This window comes from Lysinibacillus sphaericus, assembly GCF_002982115.1.
GTDB classification, from domain to species: Bacteria; Bacillota; Bacilli; order Bacillales_A; family Planococcaceae; genus Lysinibacillus; species Lysinibacillus sphaericus.
Window position 1 is genome coordinate 4,200,149 of sequence record NZ_CP019980.1, and the last position, 22,129, is coordinate 4,222,277.

A 22,129-nucleotide genomic window follows, 5' to 3' on the forward strand; every position below is an offset into this window, starting at 1 on the left:
TCCACAATACAAGAAGCACCCGCCATATGACGAGTGCTTCTTGTTTCATTTTATTTACGATTTTTCATCCATTCTGGTTTCCCAAAGCCTTTGAAGTCTGCATCAATAATTTCTTCAAATTTAGCTGATTCTACAATTTCCACTAAATCCTTTGATAATTGCGAATCTTTATTCTCTGCCTTTACTGCGATAACGTTGCGGAATTGGTCAGGCATATTTTCTAAAAATACAGCATCTAGTAAATCTAATCCAGCCGCTAAAGCAAAGTTACCAGGAACTCCTGCTAAATCAACACTTTCTACTGTACGTGGAAGTGCTGCCGCCTCAATCGGTTGGAATACTAAATTTTTGTCGTTTTTCACAACATCTTTTTCTGATGCTTTTAATTCTTCGATTTTAGGATCAATCTCGATTAAGCCTTGTTCTTGCAATGATAACAATGTACGTGCTGCATTAGAAGGGTCATTGGCAATTGCCACTGTCGCCCCATTTGGAATTTCATCAATCGATTTATATTTGTTTGAGAAGAAGCCCATTGGCGCTGTCGGCACAATAATTAATGGTTCTAAATCCATGTTATTCTGTTCTTCAAAGTTTTCTAAGTAAATTGTATGCTGGAATAAGTTTGCATCAATATCCCCATTATCTAAAGCTTTGTTCGGTTGTACATAATCACTGAATTCTACTAATTCTACTTCATAACCCTTTTCTTCAAGCTGTGGAATAATAGCTTTTTTCAGCATATCACTATAAGGACCTGCTGTTGCACCTAATTTAATCGATTTGCTTTCCCCTGCTGCATCTGAATCTTTTTTTGAATCTGCTCCTTTGTCGCTTGCGCCACATGCTGCTAAAACAACAGCAAAGATGATTGTCAAAAATGCTAATAACGATTTTTTCATCTTATCAATCTCTCCTCTTTTTATCTTTTATCAATTGATTTTGCAAACCAGTCACCTGCAATTTGTATCGCTTGCACGAGCAAAATGAGTATCGCAACGGTAGCAATCATAATTGTATTATCATAACGGTAGTAGCCGAATCGAATGGCTAAATCACCAATACCACCACCACCAACTACACCTGCCATTGCAGAGAAAGCTACTAAACTAATCACCGTGACTGTCACTGCTTGAATAATGCTTGATTTTGCTTCAGGAATTAAGACATCCTTAATTATCATCCACGGCGTTGCTCCTACTGCAATAGACGCTTCTATTACCCCTTTATCAATTTCTCGTAACGACGTTTCCACTAAACGTGCAAAAAACGGAATGGCTGCAACCGATAATGAAACACTTGCTGCAATGGGTCCAATTGTTTGTCCAACAAGCAACTTCGTCAACGGGAATAAAGCAACCAATAAAATGATATATGGAATCGAACGAATCAAGTTCACCGCAAAGCCAAATACGCTTTTAATCAATCGATTTTCCCAAAACAATCCCTTATCCGTAACGAATAATAAAATACCCAGTGGTAGACCTAATACAATCGACACAGATAAGGAAATACCAATCATAATAATGGTTTCTTGAAAGGCCTTTAATAGATCTGGAACCATATCTATTAAATGTGTAACATCAAACATGCAAAACCACCTCCACAATCGCACCACGTTCGGTCATATAGGCCCTAGCTTTCGCTAACTCGCTGTCCTCACCTTGTAGCTCCATTAAAAAAATACCCAGTGGTCGCTCTTGAATGTACTCGATTGTGCCATGAAGGAAATTCCCTTTTACCTCAAAACGTTGCATCGTATCTGAAATAACCCCTTCACCTGCAACATTTCCTTTGAATAAAATTTTAACGATTTGACCCCGTACATCTTTTAGAATTGTTTTTGGAATATCAAAAGATACAACACTACTAATAAACTCCTGTGTTAATATCTTTTGGGGACTGGCAAAAATATCATACACATCCCCTTCTTCTATCACTTTTCCGTCCTGCATCACAGCCATACGATTACAAATTTCCTTCACAACATCCATTTCATGTGTAATAAGGACAATTGTAATGCCTAACTTTTTATTTATTTCCTTTAATAATCGTAAAATTGACACTGTCGTTTTTGGATCGAGAGCTGATGTTGCTTCATCGCATAGCAACATCGCCGGATTGTTTGCTAAAGCTCTAGCAATACCTACTCTTTGTTTTTGACCACCACTAAGCTGTGCAGGATAAACATCTCGTTTTTCTGCTAAACCAACCATCTCTAGTAGCTCATCCACTCGAGCAGGAATCGCATTGGCTGGCATACTCGCTGCTTTTAAAGCAAAGGCAATATTTTCACCAACTGTTTTTTGACTGATTAAATAAAAATGCTGGAATATCATGCCGATTTTTAAACGGGCTAAACGCAGTTCATTTCGGGATAGCTTCGTTAAATCCTTACCATTTATTAATATTTCACCACTAGTAGGTCGTTCTAGTAGATTTATACAACGCAGGAGGGAACTTTTCCCCGCCCCCGAATAGCCTACAATACCGAAAATATCACCACTATTAATTGTTAAGGATACATTATCTACACCAACAACCTCTTTTTTCTTTGCGCTATAAACTTTTGATACATTACGGAATTCGAGCATATTGTTCTCCTTACTCAATTATTCAATATCTAAAAACCTACTATTCTAATATGTTTTATAGAATAGTTTGAATTATGTTATTTGTCAATCTCTTTCGACAATAAGCTTATCCCTCATTATCTAATTTCCGTTTAAAACGATGAATATTGAGCAATATCTCGAAATTTCACAGTAAAACTAACAATGCAAGAAAAAAAAGAGCACTATTGTTCAAATTGAACAATAGCGCTCTGTCTTTATTATTTAATTACACCTAGTTCACGACCTACTTTTTCGTAAATCGCCAATGCATTGTCTAGCATTTCTTTTGTATGAGCCGCTGTCGGCATATTACGGACACGCCCAGTGCCTTTTGGAACAGTTGGGAAAACGATAGATTTTGCATAAACGCCTTCCTCAAATAAGCGACGTGAGAACGCTTGTGTAAGCTTTTCATCCCCAATAATACATGGTGTAATCGGTGTTTCAGAGTCACCAATATTGAAGCCTAACTTTGCTAATCCTGCTTTTAAGTAGTCGCCATTTTCCCATAGCTTATCATGTAGCTCTGTTGAGTCAATAAGCATTTGCACTGCTGCTGTAATGGCCGCAACATCACCTGGTGGTAATGCCGTTGAGAATAAAAATGGACGAGAACGTACTTTCAGCCAGTCAATTAAATTTTTCTTACCAGCTACATAACCACCGACTACGCCAATTGCCTTTGACAACGTGCCGATTTGGAAGTCGATTTCTTTTTCAAGCCCGAAATGTTTTACCGTACCTTTGCCTTTGCCTGTCACACCTGAACCATGTGCATCATCGACATACGTAATTAAATCAAATTCCTTGGCAATTTCTACGATTTCAGGCAGTTTGGCAATATCCCCATCCATTGAGAATACGCCATCCGTAATGACCATCACTTTATTATACAAACCTGATTCTGTCGCTTCTTTTGCCTTTGCGCGTAAATCCTCCATATCCGAGTGATTGTAGGCAATAATTTTCGCGCGCGATAAGCGACATCCATCAATAATCGACGCATGGTTTAATTGATCTGATAAAATCGCATCGTTTTTATCCATAACAGCTGAAATAGCCGCCATATTACAGTTGAAGCCCGATTGATAGGAAATCGCCGCTTCCGTTCCTTTAAATTCAGCGAGCTTTTCTTCTAATTTAACGTGTAGATCGAGCGTGCCGTTAATTGTACGAACAGCCCCTGCGCCTACACCATATTGTTCTGTTGCTTCTTTAGCAATTCGCTTTAATTGCTCATTTGTTGCTAAGCCGAGATAGTTATTAGAGGAAAGATTGATGAGATGCTGACCTCGAACCTGAATAATTGGTCCATTTGCGCCTTCTACTGCGTCAATTTCATTGTATAAGCCTTGATCTCGTAAGGCTTGTAAGTTTTCATCTAAAAATGCGTTTAGTACTTTAGACAAGAGTATCATCCTTTCTACAATTCATTTCTTCTCGGCGTCATAATATTCGGATTTTAGTACATGCATGCATTGTAAAATCCAAGGCTTCAGCCAGAGGCATTCTCTTCATTTAGCTGGCTTTTGAACATCTTTGCAACTAAGGGGTCACTTGCATCGATATTTCTTGAGCAATTAGCTATTAATTGAAGATCGACTAGTCTACTCATAGTGTAGCATAAGCGTGCAATTAGAATAAATTACTTTGCTAATCTTTCAAATAAAGGTGCTGTTTTTTCACGCCATATCGCAGTCGATACACAATGATCCATTAGCTGGCGAATCGTTTTCTCCGCTTCAGCATAACGCGTCGTATAGCCAATTGCATCTTGCATGGCGCTTTTATATTTCACACGGATATCTTCAATTTGAGCTTCGGCTTGCTCTGATAGCTTACAATGCTGACCCATATCAAAAATTTCATCGCCTAATCTTCCATCCTGCGGATTAAATACATGCGGTTCTGTGCTATCAAATATACAAAAATTTAATTCTGGTATGATGACCATATCCACTGATCCAGCATCTAAGCCACACCAAACAATTTGTGCATCTAATCCCCTTGCATTTGCTTCATCAGCCAATCCTTTCATTAATGAAGATTTACCTGTACCGGGCTTCCCTTTAATCATCAATCGTCTTGTTAAATTTTTTGTCATGCTGTCTACTGTATTTTCTGCTCCACGAGGTGTAAGTGTTCCTAATAATCGATGTGTACGTCGGCCTGTTTTATTTAACACGATGGATTGAAAAATAGTTGACTTTAAACGGGCAACTTGTTCATCTAACGCTTGCCAATCCATGCAACTTTGCGTGACTACTTCCCAGTCATCATGTATTTTTTTTGCAATTTCAAGCATTGTAATACACTTCTCACGCCACAAATCTCGCTCTTTTATCGCAACAGCCAGCTTTTCACCTATTTTTTCAAGCTGTTGTTCTTCTAGGCAATCATAAAAGGACAGCACGCGATGCTTCGTACCAAGTAAAGTTGGTTCAATGCCCCATGTTGAAGTCCAAATAAAAAGTCGATTACAACCTCTAACAAATACTCCTTCTATTACGTTCTCTAACAATGCGTGTTGAAACCACTCTACTGCAAAGCCCTGTTTTACATAAAAATAACCAAGCTCCTTCAGAAGCTCTGACCCTTTAAACGTTGATGCGCCTTGCAGAACGTAAACAAGTTCTGCTTCGTCCATCATTTCTTTATATAAATGTTTGATTCCTTGCCCTGTAAGTGCGTGTCCAAAATAGTAGGTCACATTTCCGTTCAATGTCGCTCCTCCTTTTTTTATGCCATGACAGTATATGAACTATCACAGAGAAAAATGAAAGGGAGCTAGCTCTAATTGTATGAGAATTGTGTGAGAATTGTGTGAGTGCCTGACACTAAAAAAACTATCCAAGATTATTCTTGGATAGTTGTAATTGGTGCCAGTTGCGCCTTTGTTACGGCGAGTAAATCATCTAGTTGTATATGCATTTGCATGCCGATTTTTCCTGCACTTACAATAATACTTCCTTGCTCCCGTGCAGATGCATCCACAACCGTCGGATACAGTTTTTTCATGCCGACAGGTGAGCAGCCACCACGAATATAGCCTGTATAACCTAGAAGCTCCTTTACTGCTAGCATCTCAATCTTCTTCTCTCCAACTACTTTAGCCGCAGCTTTTAAATCCAATTCTTCCGCAACTGGAATGACAAAAACAAATAGCTGTTGAGCGCTTGCCTTTGCGACTAATGTTTTAAAGACACAGGACACAGGATGACCAATTTTTTCAGCCACTGAAACCCCATCTACTTGACCATCACCTGTTTCGTATTCCAATACATCAAATTGTATTTTTTGCTGCTCTAATAGTCTAATCGCATTTGTTTTCGTATGCTTTGCCTTTGCCACAGTCAATTCCCCTATCTACACCATTAAGCTGTCATTGAAAACAACGCGTTATCCCCAAAAAGATAACCGTTTTTAGCCATTTTAATGTGTGCTGCATATGTTGCAGACGCCAGTTTAAATGTTCGTGCCTTCAACGCCTCTTCATAACTCTTACCGAAAATTGTATCTGCAAATGGGTCCAATTTCAATGCCTTCGCAAATCGCTCTGGCACCTTTACATCTACCGTTTCTGTAACATAAGCTGGATCTAGAGCCGCTTCTTCCAGCTCTAGTCCATTTAACATTGCCTGAATTTGTTGTATTTGAGTATCTGCACTAGCCGCTACACGTAAATCCTGTGAAGATGGGACAGTTGGCGCAAGTGCAGCACTTCGAACCTGCTGTAAAATTTGCAACGTATCAACATCACCACTATCTTTATCAAGTGCAACAATCGATGAATCGTCTAATGCTACAGATCCCTCAGCATTCACTTCTGAAGGCAATAACGAGTCATCAGCCTCACCGCCAACTGCTTTATAAGCTTGCTCATGTGCTCTTACACTTTTCTCTGCTTGTTGTAAGTCTTGAATCATAGCTTGTTGTTGTGGCGTTACATCTTTCGCTTCTTCTTTATGTTGCTCATATAAATCTTGATCTGTGCGTCCTAATAAAAGATTTTCGAGCTCTTGCAAAATGGGATTTTTTTTCGGTTGGAAATACTGTGCATTTTTACGATAAGCATCACCAGCCTCTTTACGCTGAAGAATCTTTTTTCGATTATAAAAGGCTGATTGTCTTTCTTGTTCTATTACATTTGATAGTTTCATAATATCACCTCGACTTTCTTTTTTAATATGCAAGTTACATCGTAAATATGAACAATTCACTCATAACGATTTTTATTCGAACAAAAGCATTCTGTACTCTTATTATCGGAATTTTCCATTATAAATTCAAGTACAAATTGATACTAACCTCCTAAAGAAACAATAATCTAAATATAATATAGGTAAAAAGACACCGCGTAAATCCATTTTTTCAGTGAACATTCCATTTCTTTATTACTTTATAATTTAGTTTCAATAAATTTTATCACTTTAAACACGTGGTAAATAGTGTAAACGTAACAATAAAAAACAGCCCATACATAAACGGACTGTTTTTTCTCTTCTTTTTTAAACGTTTCTTTTTGGAAAAATGAGAATACATTTGTAAGCTAAGTATCCAAACCAAGCGCCTAGCGTATTTAAAATCAAGTCATCGACATCCGCAGAACCTACCCTGAATATAAACTGGACTGTTTCCACAGTAAGGCTTGAGAAAAAGCCTGCGCAAACTACAATCCACACCTTCCGAAAGCGCTTTGATAGTAATGGTAACAAAAAGCCCATCGGTGTAAATATTAACAAATTGCCTAATAAGTTTAGGATAATTAAATCTAAATTAAAATATTGGGAGTAGTTGATATAACGTAAAATCGTTTCAAACGGTATAAAATTTGTCGTTACGCGCCAGCTACTATAATCAAATAAACCAATTTCACTTAAAGAATTTTCGCCTCGGAACAAACTAACACTGACATTCACTAAGCGATTAATGACTAATTTGTAAAAGGCGATAAATGTGTAAAAGCTGAAAAATACCCAGCCTATTACTTTAAGCTGTATGTAATACGTATCAATCCACGCGCGATATGGTAATGGTAGCTTGGCATCATCTTGAATACTAGGTATATTATTTTTTACCATGCTAATTCACTCACTTCCTCTTATCCATCCCATATTTTAATATGTCTGACCATCTCCATGCAAGAGGTGAAATATATCAAAAAATGCACACCAGCATGAACTGGGTGCATTTAAGTAAATCCTCTTAGACAGGATTTACACCATGTTTTCGTTGTGAAAATAACAAGTATTTTGACATATACAACTCCAAACGTGTTTCAAGTGCTCTACGTAAGTCATTCGGCTCAATGACATCATCAATAATTAGCTCAGAAGCTAAGCGATAAATGTCAATTTCCTCTTGATACTCTTTCCGTTTTTCCGCAATAAAGCTAGCTTGTTCTTCTTTTGGCAATTCAGCAATTTTATTGGCATATACTGCATTTATCGCTGCCTCTGGACCCATTACCGCAATTTGTGCGCTCGATAAGGCAATACAACAATCCGGTTCAAAGGCTGGGCCTGCCATAGCATAGAGTCCCGCGCCATACGCCTTGCGAACAATTACAGTTAGCTTTGGTACAGTTGCCTCACTCATGGCAAAAATCATTTTGGCACCATGACGGATAATACCCGCCTTTTCAACTTGTGTGCCAATCATAAAGCCAGGAACATCTACGAGGAAAATAAGCGGTATATTAAAAGCATCACATAACGAAATAAATTTTGCCGCTTTATCTGCCGAATCGTGGAACAATACGCCACCCTTCACACGTGGTTGGTTAGCTATAATCCCTACTGATTGTCCATTAATGCGCCCAAGCCCTGTTATTAATTCTGAAGCAAATAATTTCTTTATTTCACAAAATGAATCTTCATCAATCAATCGATCAATTAGCTGATACATATCAAACGGCGAGTTCTGATTTTTAGGTATTAAGTCTTCAATTGATTTTTCAAAAGATGCTGGTGGCTTTGGTGCTTCAACTTTGCTACGCTCAGCATAGTTATTCGGAAAATAGCTCAAGTATTTACGAGCATAAGCAATCGCTTCCTGCTCTGTTTTTACAAGCACGTCCCCACAGCCAGATACGGAACAGTGCATTTTCGCGCCACCCATTGTCTCTAAATCTACCTTTTCACCAATCACCATTTCCGCCATACGCGGTGACCCTAAATACATGGAAGCATTACCTTCCACCATCACCACAATATCAGAAAATGCAGGAATATAAGCGCCACCTGCTGCTGAAGGCCCAAACAACAAGCAAATTTGTGGCACTTTACCAGAAAGCTTCACCTGATTGTAGAAAATACGTCCTGCGCCACGACGCCCTGGGAACATCTCTAGTTGGTCTGTAATACGCGCACCTGCCGAATCGACTAAATAAAATAATGGACAATTTAGCTTCTCTGCCGTTTCTTGAATACGAATCATTTTTTCGACAGTTCGTTTTCCCCAAGATCCAGCTTTAATGGTTGAATCATTGGCTAACACACATACTGTACGACCATGGATTTTACCAATACCCGTAATGACACCATCTGCCGGTAAATCACCTGCTAAACAGTTTGCGTACAGGCCATCCTCTGATTGAAGTCCATCATCTAATAATAATTCCAAGCGCTCTCGGACAAATAGCTTGCCTTGTTGTGCATTTTTATCGTGATATTTTGGCAAACCCCCTGCTAAAATTTGATCTTTCATCGCATTGGATGTGTTTTCTGTAGAGATATTACTCATGTTCCATTCCCCCTTTGCAGTCCATTACTTCCCTAAGTATTGCGGTGCTCTTTTTTCTTGGAATGCTTGTAAGCCCTCCAAACGATCTTCAGTTGGAATAAGTGCACTATAGGCCAATGATTCAATTTTCAAACCTGTAGCCAAATCTACTTCCATCCCATTATTGATAGCATTTTTCGCCTGAATCAATGATAGCGGCGCATTTTTCGCCATTTCCAGTGCAAGTTGAAGCGCTCTTTCCTGCACTTCATGCCCCTCATAGACATATTCCACAATACCAAAACGCTGTGCTTCCACGGCATCGATTCGACGTGCTGTATAAATGAGTTCCTTTGCTTTTCCAATGCCGATTAGTCGCGGTAAGCGCTGTGTTCCTCCTGCCCCAGGTATAATACCAAGAGAGGTTTCAGTAAGTCCCACTTTTGTATGTGTAGCTGCTACCCGTAAATCGCAAGCTAAAGCAAGTTCTAGCCCGCCCCCAAATGCAACGCCATTTAATACGGCAATCACAGGTTGCGCCAATGCTTCAACTTTAGCAATTGTTGTGCCGATTTGTTGCACAATTTGTTTTACTTGTCGGTCGGACATACCATTGCGTTCTTTTAAATCAGCACCTGCACAAAACGCCTTTTCTCCTGCACCTGTTAGTAAAACAACCCGCACTACTGGATCAGCATTTATTTTATCTAGTGTCGCACTAAGGTCGTTTAGTAATTGTACAGACATGGCATTTGCAGCTTCGGGTCTAGAAAGTGTAATAAGCCCGATATTACCTGGTAATACATCAAATTGAACGAGCTGTTGTGTCACGTGACATTCGCACTCCCTTCATTACGAACAATTGCCATTTGCTTAGATGCAACGTCCTTCCCTAGCCTCTGTTCGATAAATCGTACAGCATCTAGCAACTTTTCCATGTTAACGCTGGTTGCTATGCCCATGCCGTCTAATAGATACAGCAAATCTTCTGTGGCAACATTGCCGGTTGCCCCTTTTGCATAAGGACAACCTCCTAAACCACCAAGGGAACTATCAAATTTTGTAATCCCCATTTCTAAGGATTTCGTAATATTGGCAAGTGCTGTACCACGCGTATCATGAAAATGCATGGCAAATTTTTCAACCGGATATCTCTTTAACAGCTCTTCTAAAAGATACTCAACTTGTGTCGGTACGCCGACGCCGATTGTATCCCCTAGTGATATTTCATCAACGCCCATTTCTAATAATTTATCTGTAACTTGTAAAACCTTTTCTGGGTGTATGTAACCCTCGTAAGGGCAACCAATTACTGTTGAGATGTAACCGCGTACGTGCTTGTTTGCAGCCTTTGCCCCAATAACTACTTCCTTTAAAATCGGCAATGTTTCAAGTATCGTTTTGTTAATATTTTTTTGGTTATGACTTTCACTTGCCGACATAAAAATGCTTGCTTCATCAATACCCGCTTGCAATGCACGTTCTAGTCCTCGCATATTCGGCACAAGGGCTGCGTACGTTATATCTTTTTCTCGTTTAATCGCTTGCAACACTTCTACCGCATCTGCCAATTGTGGAATCCACTTCGGATGAACGAAAGACGTTACTTCTATATAATTTAATCCCGACTGACTAAGTAAATTGACTAGCTGTATTTTATCTTCAGTTGCGATGTGTACCTTTTCATTTTGCAGGCCATCACGAGGACCAACTTCCTTCAACGTAACATGCTTCGGTAATTGCATAGAAATGCCTCCCTATTCAATTTCTAAAATATCATCATCTACGTTAATAAAATCGCCCTCATTCGCGATGATTTTTGAGACAATGCCATCCTCTTCAGCGGCAATCGGAATCTCCATTTTCATCGACTCTAAAATCGCAACATCTTGCCCAGCTGTCACCTTTTCTCCTTCTGCCACTACGATTTTCCATACTGTTCCTGCCATGCTTGCTTTTACTGTTGCCATATTAACCCCTCCAAATTGTTAATGACTGTATTTAAGTGCTTAAATCACACTTACATCCATACATTGATTATCATTTTGTAACGCACGCTTACTCACTCCACGCTTTGCATAAGCTACTCAGTATGAAAACATCTTTTCGTCATCTCGTACTTTAAAGCACGCATGCCGAATGCTCATATCTTATTTTGTTTCTGTTAATTGTGGTAAATAGAATTCCTCGACAAATTTTGTTGTTGTATGCCCTTGTAAAAATTGCTCGTGACTGACAGTTTTCAAAAGCATCGGTATATTTGTTTGAATTCCTTCAATTTTATATTCTTTTAGTGCCTGTATAAGGCGTTGACATGCAATTGTCCGCGTATCTCCCCAAACGATTAATTTACTAATCATTGGATCATAGAAAGGAGTTACCGTTGTGCCTGCTTCTACACCGCATTCATGTCGAATGCCTTCACCTATTGGCAATACCAGTTCTGTAATTTTGCCTGGAGACGGGAAAAACGTTGTAGGGTTTTCTGCATAAATTCGTACTTCAATGGCATGCCCCTGTTTATCAATGCTGTCACGCGTAAAGCTCAATGACTGTCCCGCAGCTACTTTCAATTGCTCTTCCACAAGATCTAGTTTTGTTATTTCTTCTGTGACGGGATGCTCGACTTGCAAGCGTGTATTCATCTCTAAGAAATAAAAATTTTGCTCTGCATCGACTAAATATTCAATTGTTCCTGCATTGACATAACCGATGTGCTTCGCCGCCTGTACAGAAGCTTCTAACATCCTTGCTCTCGTCTCTTCAGAGATGAATGGAGAGGGAGCTTCCTCCACCACTTTTTGATTGCGTCGTTGAATGGAGCATTCTCGTTCAAACAACGGAACGACATTGCCTTTGCTATCTGCAATAATTTGCACTTCCACATGATGTGGATTCGCAATAAAACGTTCCATATACATCGTGCCATCACCGAAAAATGATTGTGCACGTTTCTGATTACCCTCGAATGCTTTTGCGAGCTCTTCTGCATCTGCCACCAGTTGCATGCCGATGCCACCACCACCAGCAGAGGCTTTAAGCATAATGGGATAACCTAAGCGTGCAGCAATTTCAACTGCTTCTGTTACATCTTTAACAGGCGCCTCTACCCCTTCTACAATCGGTACACCAGCAGCTTTCATCGTTTTACGCGCTTCTAATTTACTGCCCATTGACGCAATCACAGTTGCACTTGGTCCAATAAATACGAGTCCTGCTTCCGCACAACGTTTGGCAAAATCGGCGTTCTCTGATAGTAAGCCATACCCTGGATGTATGGCATCAGCACCGCTTTCCTTGGCGATTTCAAGAATGCGTTCAATATTTAAATAGCTTTGTACAACAGGTGGTTTACCTACGCAGTATGCTTCGTCCGCATCTTTGACATGTAAACTTTCTGCATCCGCCTCGGAATAGATCGCAACCGTTAGAATATTTAATCGCTTACATGTGCGTATAACCCGTCTAGCAATTTCACCACGGTTGGCAATTAATACTTTTTTAAACATTTTGTTGCCCCCTTCCTATTTCACCTTCACTGCTGCCAAAAATTCTTCGCGTAGCTTAAATTTCTGTACTTTTCCTGAAGCAGTCATTGGGTAGCTATCGATAAAGAAAATATGTCTTGGAATTTTATGTTTAGAAATTTTATCTCGACAAAATGCTCGAATTTCTTCTTCTGTCGCCTGTTCCCCTTCTCGTAAAATAATCCATGCTGCCGCTTCTTCTCCATACTTAGGATCGGGAACACCAGCGACCTGCACATCTTCAATTTTTGGGAACGTGTATAGAAATTCTTCAATTTCACGTGGATATAAATTTTCTCCACCACGAATAATCATGTCCTTCAAACGACCTGTTACTCTGACATAACCATCCTCATCCATCGTCGCTAAATCACCCGTATGCAGCCAACCGTCTTGATCGATTGCAAGTTGGGTTTCTTCTTGGTTGTTATAATAGCCTTTCATCACATGGTAGCCTCTTGTACAAAGCTCACCTTGCTCATTTATCGGCGCTTCCACATCTGTACCAGGAACAACAATTTTAACTTCTAGATTTGGTAATGCTCGACCTACTGTCTCTACTTTTAAATGGAATGGATCATCTGCTCGTGTTTGTGTAATAACAGGTGAAGATTCCGTTTGACCATAACAAATGGTTATGTCAGTCATCCCCATTTTTTCGATGACCGCTTTCATGACTTCGATTGGGCAATTAGAGCCTGCCATTACACCCGTACGCAATGTCGATAAGTCGTATGACGAAAAATTCTGCAAATTCAATTCACTTATAAACATTGTTGGTACACCGTGTAATGCTGTACATTTCTCTTTTTCAACTGTTCGTAACACTTCCGCAGGTGCGTATTCTTGTACTGGGACCATTGTTCCACCACTTGTCGTAATGGCTAGTGTACCGATGACACAGCCGAAACAATGGAAAAATGGCACAGGAATACATAAACGATCTGCTGAAGTTAGACGCATACATTCAGCGATGTTAACGGCATTATTAACTAGGTTATAATGTGTTAACATAACACCTTTTGGAAAACCCGTTGTACCTGAAGTATATTGAATATTAATGACATCATCATAATGTAATGAAGCCTGTATTTGATCTAATTGTTGCTCTGTTACTTGCTTTGCAGATGCCAATACATCTGACCAATTCAGGACACCTGGGTACTTTGTTTCGCCAATTAAAATAACATTTTTTAATAGAGGTAGTCGCTTCGATTGCAAATTACCTGGTTCACAATGTTCAAGCTCAGGACATATTTCTTGGAGTGTATGAATAAAAGAATGGTCACGAAAATTTTCGATTAAAATAATCGTCTTTGCATCGGATTGTCTTAGTAAATATTCCAGTTCATGGGCACGATAATTGGTGTTAACAGTGACAATTGGCGCACCCATTTTTCCTGTACCAAACTGTAACTGTACCCACTCTGGAACATTTGTTGTCCACACGGCAATATGGTCTCCTTTTTCAATTCCAAGGGCCAGTAACCCCCTTGCCACTAAACGACTTTGCTGATTTAACTCCTCATAAGTCAACCGCAAGTCTCTGTCTGCATACACTAGCGCTTCATGTTTAGGATATTTTTTAGCCTGTTCATCGAGCAATTGACCAATTGTTTGATACACAAGTTCTGCCATGAAAATCCCCCTTCAATATGCTATTTAATTTTTAACAGCCAATTAGACGAGAAATAACGAGACGTTGAATTTCAGATGTTCCTTCACCGATTTCCATTAACTTAATATCACGCAAATGACGTTCTACATCATATTCCTTCATATAACCTGAACCACCATGAATTTGAATGGCTTGATTACAAGTACGGAAGCCCATCTCAGAAGCAAATAATTTCGCCATCGCTGCCTCTTTAGCAAATGGTTTTTTCTGATCTTTAAGCCACGCTGCTTTATGTACTAGCGTACGAGCTAGCTCAATTTCCATTGCCATATCTGCCAACTTAAACTGTATTGCTTGAAACTTGGCGATTGGTGCCCCAAACTGCTCTCGTTCATTGGCATACTTTAATGCTTTTTCATATGCAGATTGTGCAATGCCGACTGATAGCGCAGCTATGGAAATACGGCCACCATCCAATGTATTTAAAAATTGACTGAATCCACGTTTTTCGTCCCCTAATAAATTCGTTCTTGGTACGCGAACATTTTGCAAAATAATTTCACAAGTATTGGAACCACGCACACCCATCTTGTCATAATTACAATTGATTGTGACACCAGGCGTATTCGTTGGCACAATAATGGATGAAATGATTTTTTTGCCATCTTCACGTTTACCTGTTACTGCCGTGACAATAATTTGGCGCGCATGACCTGCATTGGTAATCCAGCATTTTTCTCCGTTAATAACGTAATCATCACCATCTATAACTGCTGTTGTACGGGTACCGCCAGCATCAGACCCCGCATTAGGTTCCGTTAAGCCGAAAGCACCTAATGTTTCCCCTTTCGCTAAAGGAACAAGCCATTCACGCTTTTGCTCTTCCGTACCAAAATTATAAATAGGAGCAGCGCCTAAGCTTACTGCTGCTGCATAGCTTAAACCCGTACCACCACACGCACGTCCAATTTCTTCAACAGCTATTGCATAGGAAACCGTGTCTCCTCCAGAACCACCATATTCCTCTGGAAACGGGATACCTAATAAGCCTAGCTCAGCCATTTTTTCAAAGCTTTCTATTCTCATTGTTGATGTCTCGTCGACTTCACGAGCATAAGGTTTAATCTCTTTCTCTGCAAAATCACGTACCATGTCTCGAATCATCGCTTGCTCTTTCGTTAGTTCAAAGTTCATTCCCATTTCCCCCTAATATCCAATTTGCCATAGCGGAATTCATTCAGACGACAGTTACACAATATTTAGACCGACTAGTCGGTCTGTACTAAACATTAATAAAACCAGCTTGTTCTTCTGGCTTCATCTTTACCATAAATTGAGTTGCTTCTTCCATAGCTTGGTCTGTCACAATTGCTCGTAATATCATATCTGTAAATACTTCTGTAATTTCCTCCATTGTTAACGGACCCGTTTGTTTAAACCACATATATGTCCAGTTAATCATCCCTACAATGGCCATTGTTACAATTGTACAAGGCAATTCAGCACGAAAATCCTTTGTCTGTTGCCCTTCTTCAATTACCTTTTGTAAAATATCCCGATATTGATCCCGCTTCTTATGAATGATTGCACTATATTCTTCTGATAAAGAACGGCTTTCCTCATAAAATACGGTAATATGAGATTGGTATACATCAAACACTTGGGTCAACGTTTGAAGCATTGCACATAAGCGTTTAATCGGTGTATCGTATTTGTCATACGCTTCCTGTGACTGTTTAATCACATAGGAAATAAACACGTCATGAACCTCATACAACAGTTCATCTTTCGATTTAAAATTATGATAAAACCCACCTTTTGATGCGCCAATATACTCCACAATGCGTTCAACTGTTACATTGTGATAGCCATCTTGCTGAAACAGTACTACAGAAGCATCTACAATTCTTTGTTTTAACGTTTTTTTTACCATAGGCATCTATCATCCTTCTTTTATAACACTTACCCCTTTGTTCCCTATAACTAGGACTAACATTTTCTTAATTTTCCTAATTATAAAAACTATGACACTCTAAATATAGCATCACAAAAAATCACTGTCTAGTTTAAAAAAGAATTTTAATGACATTAAAAAGAAAATAAACTACATTAAACAGAATAAAATAATGTACCACTTCCACAAAACACATACAATAACTGTATGCACACCATTTAAAATTCATTACTTGCGTGCCAGTCACTCAAACAATTTATAAAAAATACCTCGAGGCGTTGGTGTCGATGCCGAAAGTAGCACGCTGATATAACCTTATACAAACAAAACCAGCAAAACATCTTTCCGATGTCCTACTGGTTTTGTTGAAGTCCCTCTTGAATTGTAGCTAGTTCAACGTGATTGCAAATTCCGAATTCGATGCACCAGCAAATACAACCGTTCCGTTCTTCGGCAGTTTTACTTTGTTATTGCCATTTACAACAGTAAAATTAATACATAATCCCTTGTCATCATACACCGCAAACGAACTATTTGATGGCAACTCCACCGTCATCGTTTTCCCTGCTAACGCTTCCGGGATTGTAAACCAGCTCGCATGTCCATTTGCTTGTAGTGTAACTTTGGATGATTGGCTTGCATCAAGCGGTTTTAAGTTGGATTCACTTACGTATAAAAATCCGGACATCTCTAAATATTCATCGTCACCTTCTGTATAGAAACGGGTTTCCGTCGTATCACGTCCACCCATCACAGGTATTTGGAGCTGATGCATCGCCGTGTTAGGGCCTGTAATCTTACTGCTTCCCCAATAGCCTTCCATCGCTTCCTTGCTATTAATTTGGATAGGCACGATTGGTGCAAAATATAGCAAAGAACTAAATTTCTCACTCACAAGATAAAACTTGACACCTTCTCGCTTTGCCCATGCGGCAGCTGTTTCCTTCGGTAGCACATTGTCTTCAAGTTTCTCGGCTACATAATGCGTAATTGCTATTTGCCCTAAATCTGGCAGAGACGAATATGTGCTCTCCTTCAAATAAGTTCGTCCATTCTTCTCCGTGACGAAGTTAAGCTTGGCGGTACCATTCTCATTCATAAAGCTTCCATCGGCAGTATATATATATTTTTCTTCTGGATTAGTTGGCAAGATTAGTTCGTCATTCTTCGTAATTTCTATTTTGAAATGACCGGAACTATTGCCGTAAAAACCTGCATTCTTTGCTAGGTCTTCAGGCATTTTGTCCTTGACTGGCTTGCCAAAGGATTTACTCGGCTTGATGTCCTTAATTGTGCCCTTCTCTTTAAGCGCCGCGAGCAGTATTTCAGTCGCCATTAGTTGATTTGTCATACTGCTACCGCCAGATGATAACACAGCCATTGCCATCTTCTGTTCAGGAAGTACGACCAGTGAAGCATGTTGCAATCTCGTGTCGCCGCCTTTAGCCAAACCTTTTATCCCATATTCATTAAATGGATATAGTTTCACACTATCCCAACCAAGACCATAGTTGATAATACTATCTCCATCCTCTGGCCACATTCCTTTTTTATATTCCTCTTGCTCCATCGCCTGAACTGCCTTGTCAGAGAGGATTCCTTTTTCCTGTCCCATAAATATTTGTGAGAATTGCACAACATCTTCGGCAGTGGAAGAAATCCCTCCCGTACCAATCACATTCACTGATTCAGGTGGAAGCTGTCCTTGATATGTTGGAAAATAAAGTCCTGCCCGCTTATCATTTTCCCATTCGTCCTGTGGCGTTTTCGTATGATTTAGCTTTAAAGGTTCTGTAAACTGTTGATGGATAAATTCCGTAAAGCTCATACCGCTGACTCTTTCAACCATTATCTCGGCTAGCGTAAAACCGTCGTTGCAGTATACTGAGAACGCGCCAGGATCAGCCTTCAATTGTTGGTTGGACAATTGGCGTAACAAGTTATCATGGGCATAAGTATCATTATCGTTAAATAAAAAAGTATTAGTAAACGTACTACCTTGCAAGCCAGAGGAGTGGTTTAATAGCATACGTGGCGTAATGCTTTTGTAACGCTCATCTTTCATCTTGAAATCAGGAATATAGTGGACAACAGGTTCATCCAAATCGACTTTTCCTTCATCGACCAATTTCATAACAGCTGCAGTTGCATACATTTTACTGACTGAACCAATCCCGTATAAAGTATCTTTAGTCAGCGGCTGTTTCCCTTCCATATCATTCTTGCCTGTCTGACCTGACAAAACAAGTTTACCATTATCAATTAGCGCATACTGCACGCTAGTCGTCTCATAGGAATTCGTAATTAGCGCAGCCTTCTCTTCCGCAATCTTTTTTAGTTCTTGACTAGCTAATTCTTGGCTAGCCACAACCGCAGTCTGACTGTTAGAAAACGCCAACGCCCCAGTTGGTAGACTTATTGATAATGCTAGTGTAGCGGCTAACACCGCAGATAGTTTATTTTTCATAATTGCCCCCTTAGATAAGTAATCAATTTCATTGCTTCTACCTTGTTTAGCAGTATAGCTCAACTAATCTAGATCAGAACCTCTCCTTCCAACTAATTTGGTAAATATCCACAGCAAATCTGTTATACACAAGATAACACAGTTTTGTTATTACAGTCAAATATTTCTATTAATATAAATATCAAACAAAAAAATCTCTCCACTATAGCGTGGAGATGATGTTAATTTTCTTATGTCCTCCGTTCACATAGTCTTTAAGTGCGGTGATTAAAATAACTGTTAGTGGAGAGAGTTGGTGTTTGAGAGTAATTGAAAAGTAAGAAGAACTAGCAGAAAAATATGGACTACAAACTTCTTATTGAAAAGAAATGGAGCGTGGAGCTAAGAATATTACTTTACTAACGTTAGGCAAAATTCCAAAATACGGATTGGGGGACGGAGATTTTCTACAAAATGCCCTCGAACATTGGTTAGGGAATTTTATTACTAATAATTTGTTGTTTCTACCTTTATGTACATATAAAATATATAGCTTAATCCTAAAAAAATATCTCCCTGTTGGATAAACAGATTAATCTGGCTATCCAACAGGGAGCAAATCAAATGCATGTATTTCATTAAGAGCGCTACGTTAAATAGCGATTCTATGCCTCGTTTAGCTGTTTGTTAGCTAGTAATATTCTAAATACCATACCAATGTCTTTAGAATATAATAGACCTACGATATGCTGCAAAGATTTATTTTTTACATCGAGAAGCTTCTGGTTTAGGTCAATTTATTAGTGGTACCGATATTGAAACATATTTGCCAGAATGAAAACTAAATTTCTACTAGTTAACAGTCTATGGGCAAATTCTATTGAATTTGCCCATAGTCCTAAATCTTCCGATGATTTAATTATCAGAGTTAAAGCCTTTTAATAGATCTGCAAACGGATTATTCAAAGGTTCTTCTTCTTTTGCTTGTTGTTTCAAATACTTTTGTACACTTCGCTTATCCACTTTTCCGCCACCTTCTTTTTTGCGACGAGCTTCAAAGGCAGATAATTTTTCACGATGTCCGCATTTGCATACGAAGATTTGACCATCGCCTTCACCACGTAACTCTAGTTTTTTCTTACATTGAGGACAACGAGCGTTCGTTATGCGAGCTACATTTTTCTTGTATCCACATTCACGATCTTGGCATACAAGCATCTTACCTTTCTTACCGTTCACTTCAAGCATTGGTTTGTTGCAATCAGGGCATGATTTCGTTGAAATATTATCATGTTTATACTTCTTATCGCTTGATTTGATTTCTGCAACTATTTTTTTCGTGTGTTGCTTCATTTCATTGATAAATACTTCTTTCTTCAATTTCCCTTTTGCAATCAACTCCAACTTTTGTTCCCATTCAGCAGTCGTTGCAGGTGAGCGTAATTCTTCAGGCACTAAATCTAATAGCTGGCGACCTTTTGAAGTAATATAAATTTCTTTACCGCCTCGTTGCTCAATCATAAAGGAATTAAAAAGCTTATCAATAATATCGGCACGCGTTGCTACAGTACCTAATCCCCCCGTTGATTTTAAAGTATCGGCTAACTGTTTATCATTACTCTCTAAATACTTTGTCGGGTTTTCCATCGCAGATAGTAATGTTGCTTCATTAAAACGTGCTGGGGGCTTTGTTTGACCCGTTGTTTGTGCAATTAAATGAACTTCTAATGTTGTGCCATTTTCGATTCGAGGGAAAACTTGCTCTTTTAAGTCGTCATTCGATTCCTCATCATCAAAGCGGTTTTCATATACCTCCTTCCAACCAGCTACAGTAATTGTTTTTCCTTTTGCAACAAAATTTTCATCACTAATTTTCGCGCGTAACGTTAATTGTTCAAATTCATGTGCTGGGAAAAATACCGCTAAGAAACGTTTTACAACTAAATCATAAATCTTACGTTCTTTATCATTAAAGTTTGCGAAATTTACGTATTCTTCAGTTGGAATGATCGCATGGTGATCAGAAACTTTAGCATCGTCTACAAACGCTTTAGTTGCTTTTATAGGTTTAGATAAAATTTTATTAGCAAACGGGCGGTATTCGCCAATTCCGCATGCTTTTAGACGTTCTGGTAACGTTGCTACGATATCGCTTGAAATATATCGTGAATCAGTACGAGGATACGTTAATACTTTATGTTGCTCATATAGCTTTTGCATAATATTTAAAGTTTCTTTCGCAGAGTAACCAAAAATTTTATTCGCATCGCGTTGTAATTCTGTTAAATCATACAGCCCAGGTGCAAACGATTTTTTAGGCTTACGCTCTACTTCAATTACCTTTGCGTTGTTGTTACCTAGTTTTTTAACGATGGTATCGATTTTACCTTTTTCAAAGCTACGGCTATTGCCTTTTGCATCTTGCCAAGTAAGTTTTAAATTATCTTTTGTTTTTGCTTCAATACCGTAATATGTTTGAGGTTTAAAATTTTTAATTTCTTCTTCGCGAGCTGCAACCATGGCAACAACAGGTGTTTGGACACGCCCGCAGTTTAATTGTGCATTAAAACGTGTTGTTAAAGCACGTGTTGCATTCAATCCGATATACCAGTCAGCTTCACTACGAGCTACAGCAGCATGATATAGATTTTCATAATTTTTGCCTGGTTTAAGATTGTCAAAGCCCTCTTTAATTGCTTTGTCGGTTACAGAAGAAATCCATAGACGTTTGATTGGCTTTTTAGTGTTTGCTTTTTCAATGATCCAGCGTGCTACTAATTCGCCCTCTCTCCCAGCATCTGTAGCTACAATTATTTCTTTTACATCATTTCGAGTTAGTTGCGATTTCACCGCATTATATTGTTTACCTGTTTGCTTCATTACAACCAATTTCATGCGTTCCGGAAGCATTGGTAAATCTTCTAAATTCCATGTTTTATACTTCACGTCATATGCTTCTGGGTCCGCTAATGTTACAAGATGTCCCAGTGCCCACGTCACAATATATTTGTCGCCTTCTAAAAAACCATTCCCTTTTTTTGTGCATTTTAGTACATTTGCGATGTCACGCGCAACGGATGGTTTTTCGGCAATTACTAAACTTTTTGCCATATTTTCATACTCCTTTACTTACATCTGTCATGTTAAATATACCACAAGTAAAGCGTTATATTTTTTTAGCCACTCTTACTTAGAAGTCCTACTAAGGTGATGAGTGGAATTTTCAAAAATATTAAAGAATGATTT

General features: G+C 39.0%; 18 protein-coding genes. All 18 read right to left on the bottom strand.

Features of this window, described 5'->3' with window-relative positions; translation table 11 throughout:
• Positions 1–50: 50 nt before the first annotated feature.
• Positions 51–902 carry a MetQ/NlpA family ABC transporter substrate-binding protein gene (locus tag LS41612_RS20540; protein WP_024362806.1) on the bottom strand — a complete coding sequence of 284 codons (852 nt, stop codon included), beginning with the start codon at positions 900–902 and terminating at the stop codon, positions 51–53.
• A gap of 20 nt (positions 903–922) precedes the next feature.
• Complete coding sequence (locus LS41612_RS20545; RefSeq protein WP_024362805.1) at positions 923–1,591, bottom strand: methionine ABC transporter permease; 669 nt, start codon at positions 1,589–1,591, stop codon at positions 923–925.
• The gene (locus tag LS41612_RS20550; protein ID WP_024362804.1) at positions 1,584–2,594 is read right to left on the bottom strand and encodes a methionine ABC transporter ATP-binding protein; all 1,011 of its coding nucleotides are present in this window, start codon (positions 2,592–2,594) and stop codon (positions 1,584–1,586) included. The genes LS41612_RS20545 and LS41612_RS20550 overlap by 8 nt, the downstream gene beginning before the upstream one ends.
• A gap of 239 nt (positions 2,595–2,833) precedes the next feature.
• Positions 2,834–4,033 (bottom strand): glycine C-acetyltransferase, encoded by a 1,200-nt coding sequence (locus tag LS41612_RS20555; RefSeq protein WP_029747246.1) that lies wholly within the window; start codon positions 4,031–4,033, stop codon positions 2,834–2,836.
• A gap of 227 nt (positions 4,034–4,260) precedes the next feature.
• Positions 4,261–5,337, bottom strand: coding sequence for a hypothetical protein (locus LS41612_RS20560; protein ID WP_024362802.1), 1,077 nt, complete (start codon positions 5,335–5,337; stop codon positions 4,261–4,263).
• Between the two features lie 134 nt (positions 5,338–5,471).
• The gene (ybaK, locus tag LS41612_RS20565; RefSeq protein WP_024362801.1) at positions 5,472–5,966 is read right to left on the bottom strand and encodes a Cys-tRNA(Pro) deacylase; all 495 of its coding nucleotides are present in this window, start codon (positions 5,964–5,966) and stop codon (positions 5,472–5,474) included.
• Positions 5,967–5,989: 23 nt separating this feature from the next.
• Positions 5,990–6,775 (bottom strand): putative metalloprotease CJM1_0395 family protein, encoded by a 786-nt coding sequence (locus LS41612_RS20570; RefSeq protein WP_024362800.1) that lies wholly within the window; start codon positions 6,773–6,775, stop codon positions 5,990–5,992.
• A 348-nt stretch (positions 6,776–7,123) separates the two neighbouring features.
• Positions 7,124–7,696 (bottom strand): VanZ family protein, encoded by a 573-nt coding sequence (locus LS41612_RS20575; protein ID WP_024362799.1) that lies wholly within the window; start codon positions 7,694–7,696, stop codon positions 7,124–7,126.
• A gap of 124 nt (positions 7,697–7,820) precedes the next feature.
• On the bottom strand, positions 7,821–9,359 hold the full coding sequence (locus LS41612_RS20580; protein WP_024362798.1) for an acyl-CoA carboxylase subunit beta: 1,539 nt from the start codon (positions 9,357–9,359) through the stop codon (positions 7,821–7,823).
• A 24-nt stretch (positions 9,360–9,383) separates the two neighbouring features.
• Positions 9,384–10,169: an enoyl-CoA hydratase gene (locus tag LS41612_RS20585; RefSeq protein ID WP_024362797.1), complete on the bottom strand. Its 786-nt coding sequence runs from the start codon at positions 10,167–10,169 to the stop codon at positions 9,384–9,386.
• Complete coding sequence (locus LS41612_RS20590) at positions 10,166–11,083, bottom strand: hydroxymethylglutaryl-CoA lyase (protein ID WP_024362796.1); 918 nt, start codon at positions 11,081–11,083, stop codon at positions 10,166–10,168. The genes LS41612_RS20585 and LS41612_RS20590 overlap by 4 nt, the downstream gene beginning before the upstream one ends.
• 12 nt (positions 11,084–11,095) lie before the next feature.
• Complete coding sequence (locus tag LS41612_RS20595) at positions 11,096–11,308, bottom strand: acetyl-CoA carboxylase biotin carboxyl carrier protein subunit (protein WP_024362795.1); 213 nt, start codon at positions 11,306–11,308, stop codon at positions 11,096–11,098.
• Positions 11,309–11,488: 180 nt separating this feature from the next.
• Positions 11,489–12,847 (bottom strand): acetyl-CoA carboxylase biotin carboxylase subunit, encoded by a 1,359-nt coding sequence (locus LS41612_RS20600; RefSeq protein ID WP_024362794.1) that lies wholly within the window; start codon positions 12,845–12,847, stop codon positions 11,489–11,491.
• A 15-nt stretch (positions 12,848–12,862) separates the two neighbouring features.
• A complete protein-coding gene (locus tag LS41612_RS20605) occupies positions 12,863–14,503 on the bottom strand; it encodes an AMP-binding protein (RefSeq protein WP_024362793.1) in 1,641 nt (546 codons plus the stop codon).
• A 31-nt stretch (positions 14,504–14,534) separates the two neighbouring features.
• Complete coding sequence (locus tag LS41612_RS20610; RefSeq protein ID WP_024362792.1) at positions 14,535–15,677, bottom strand: acyl-CoA dehydrogenase; 1,143 nt, start codon at positions 15,675–15,677, stop codon at positions 14,535–14,537.
• 88 nt (positions 15,678–15,765) lie between these two features.
• Complete coding sequence (locus LS41612_RS20615) at positions 15,766–16,416, bottom strand: TetR/AcrR family transcriptional regulator (protein ID WP_024362791.1); 651 nt, start codon at positions 16,414–16,416, stop codon at positions 15,766–15,768.
• A 409-nt stretch (positions 16,417–16,825) separates the two neighbouring features.
• Positions 16,826–18,904, bottom strand: coding sequence for a serine hydrolase domain-containing protein (locus tag LS41612_RS20620; RefSeq protein WP_024362790.1), 2,079 nt, complete (start codon positions 18,902–18,904; stop codon positions 16,826–16,828).
• A gap of 894 nt (positions 18,905–19,798) precedes the next feature.
• Positions 19,799–21,994 carry a DNA topoisomerase III gene (locus tag LS41612_RS20625; protein WP_024362789.1) on the bottom strand — a complete coding sequence of 732 codons (2,196 nt, stop codon included), beginning with the start codon at positions 21,992–21,994 and terminating at the stop codon, positions 19,799–19,801.
• Positions 21,995–22,129 lie beyond the last annotated feature (135 nt).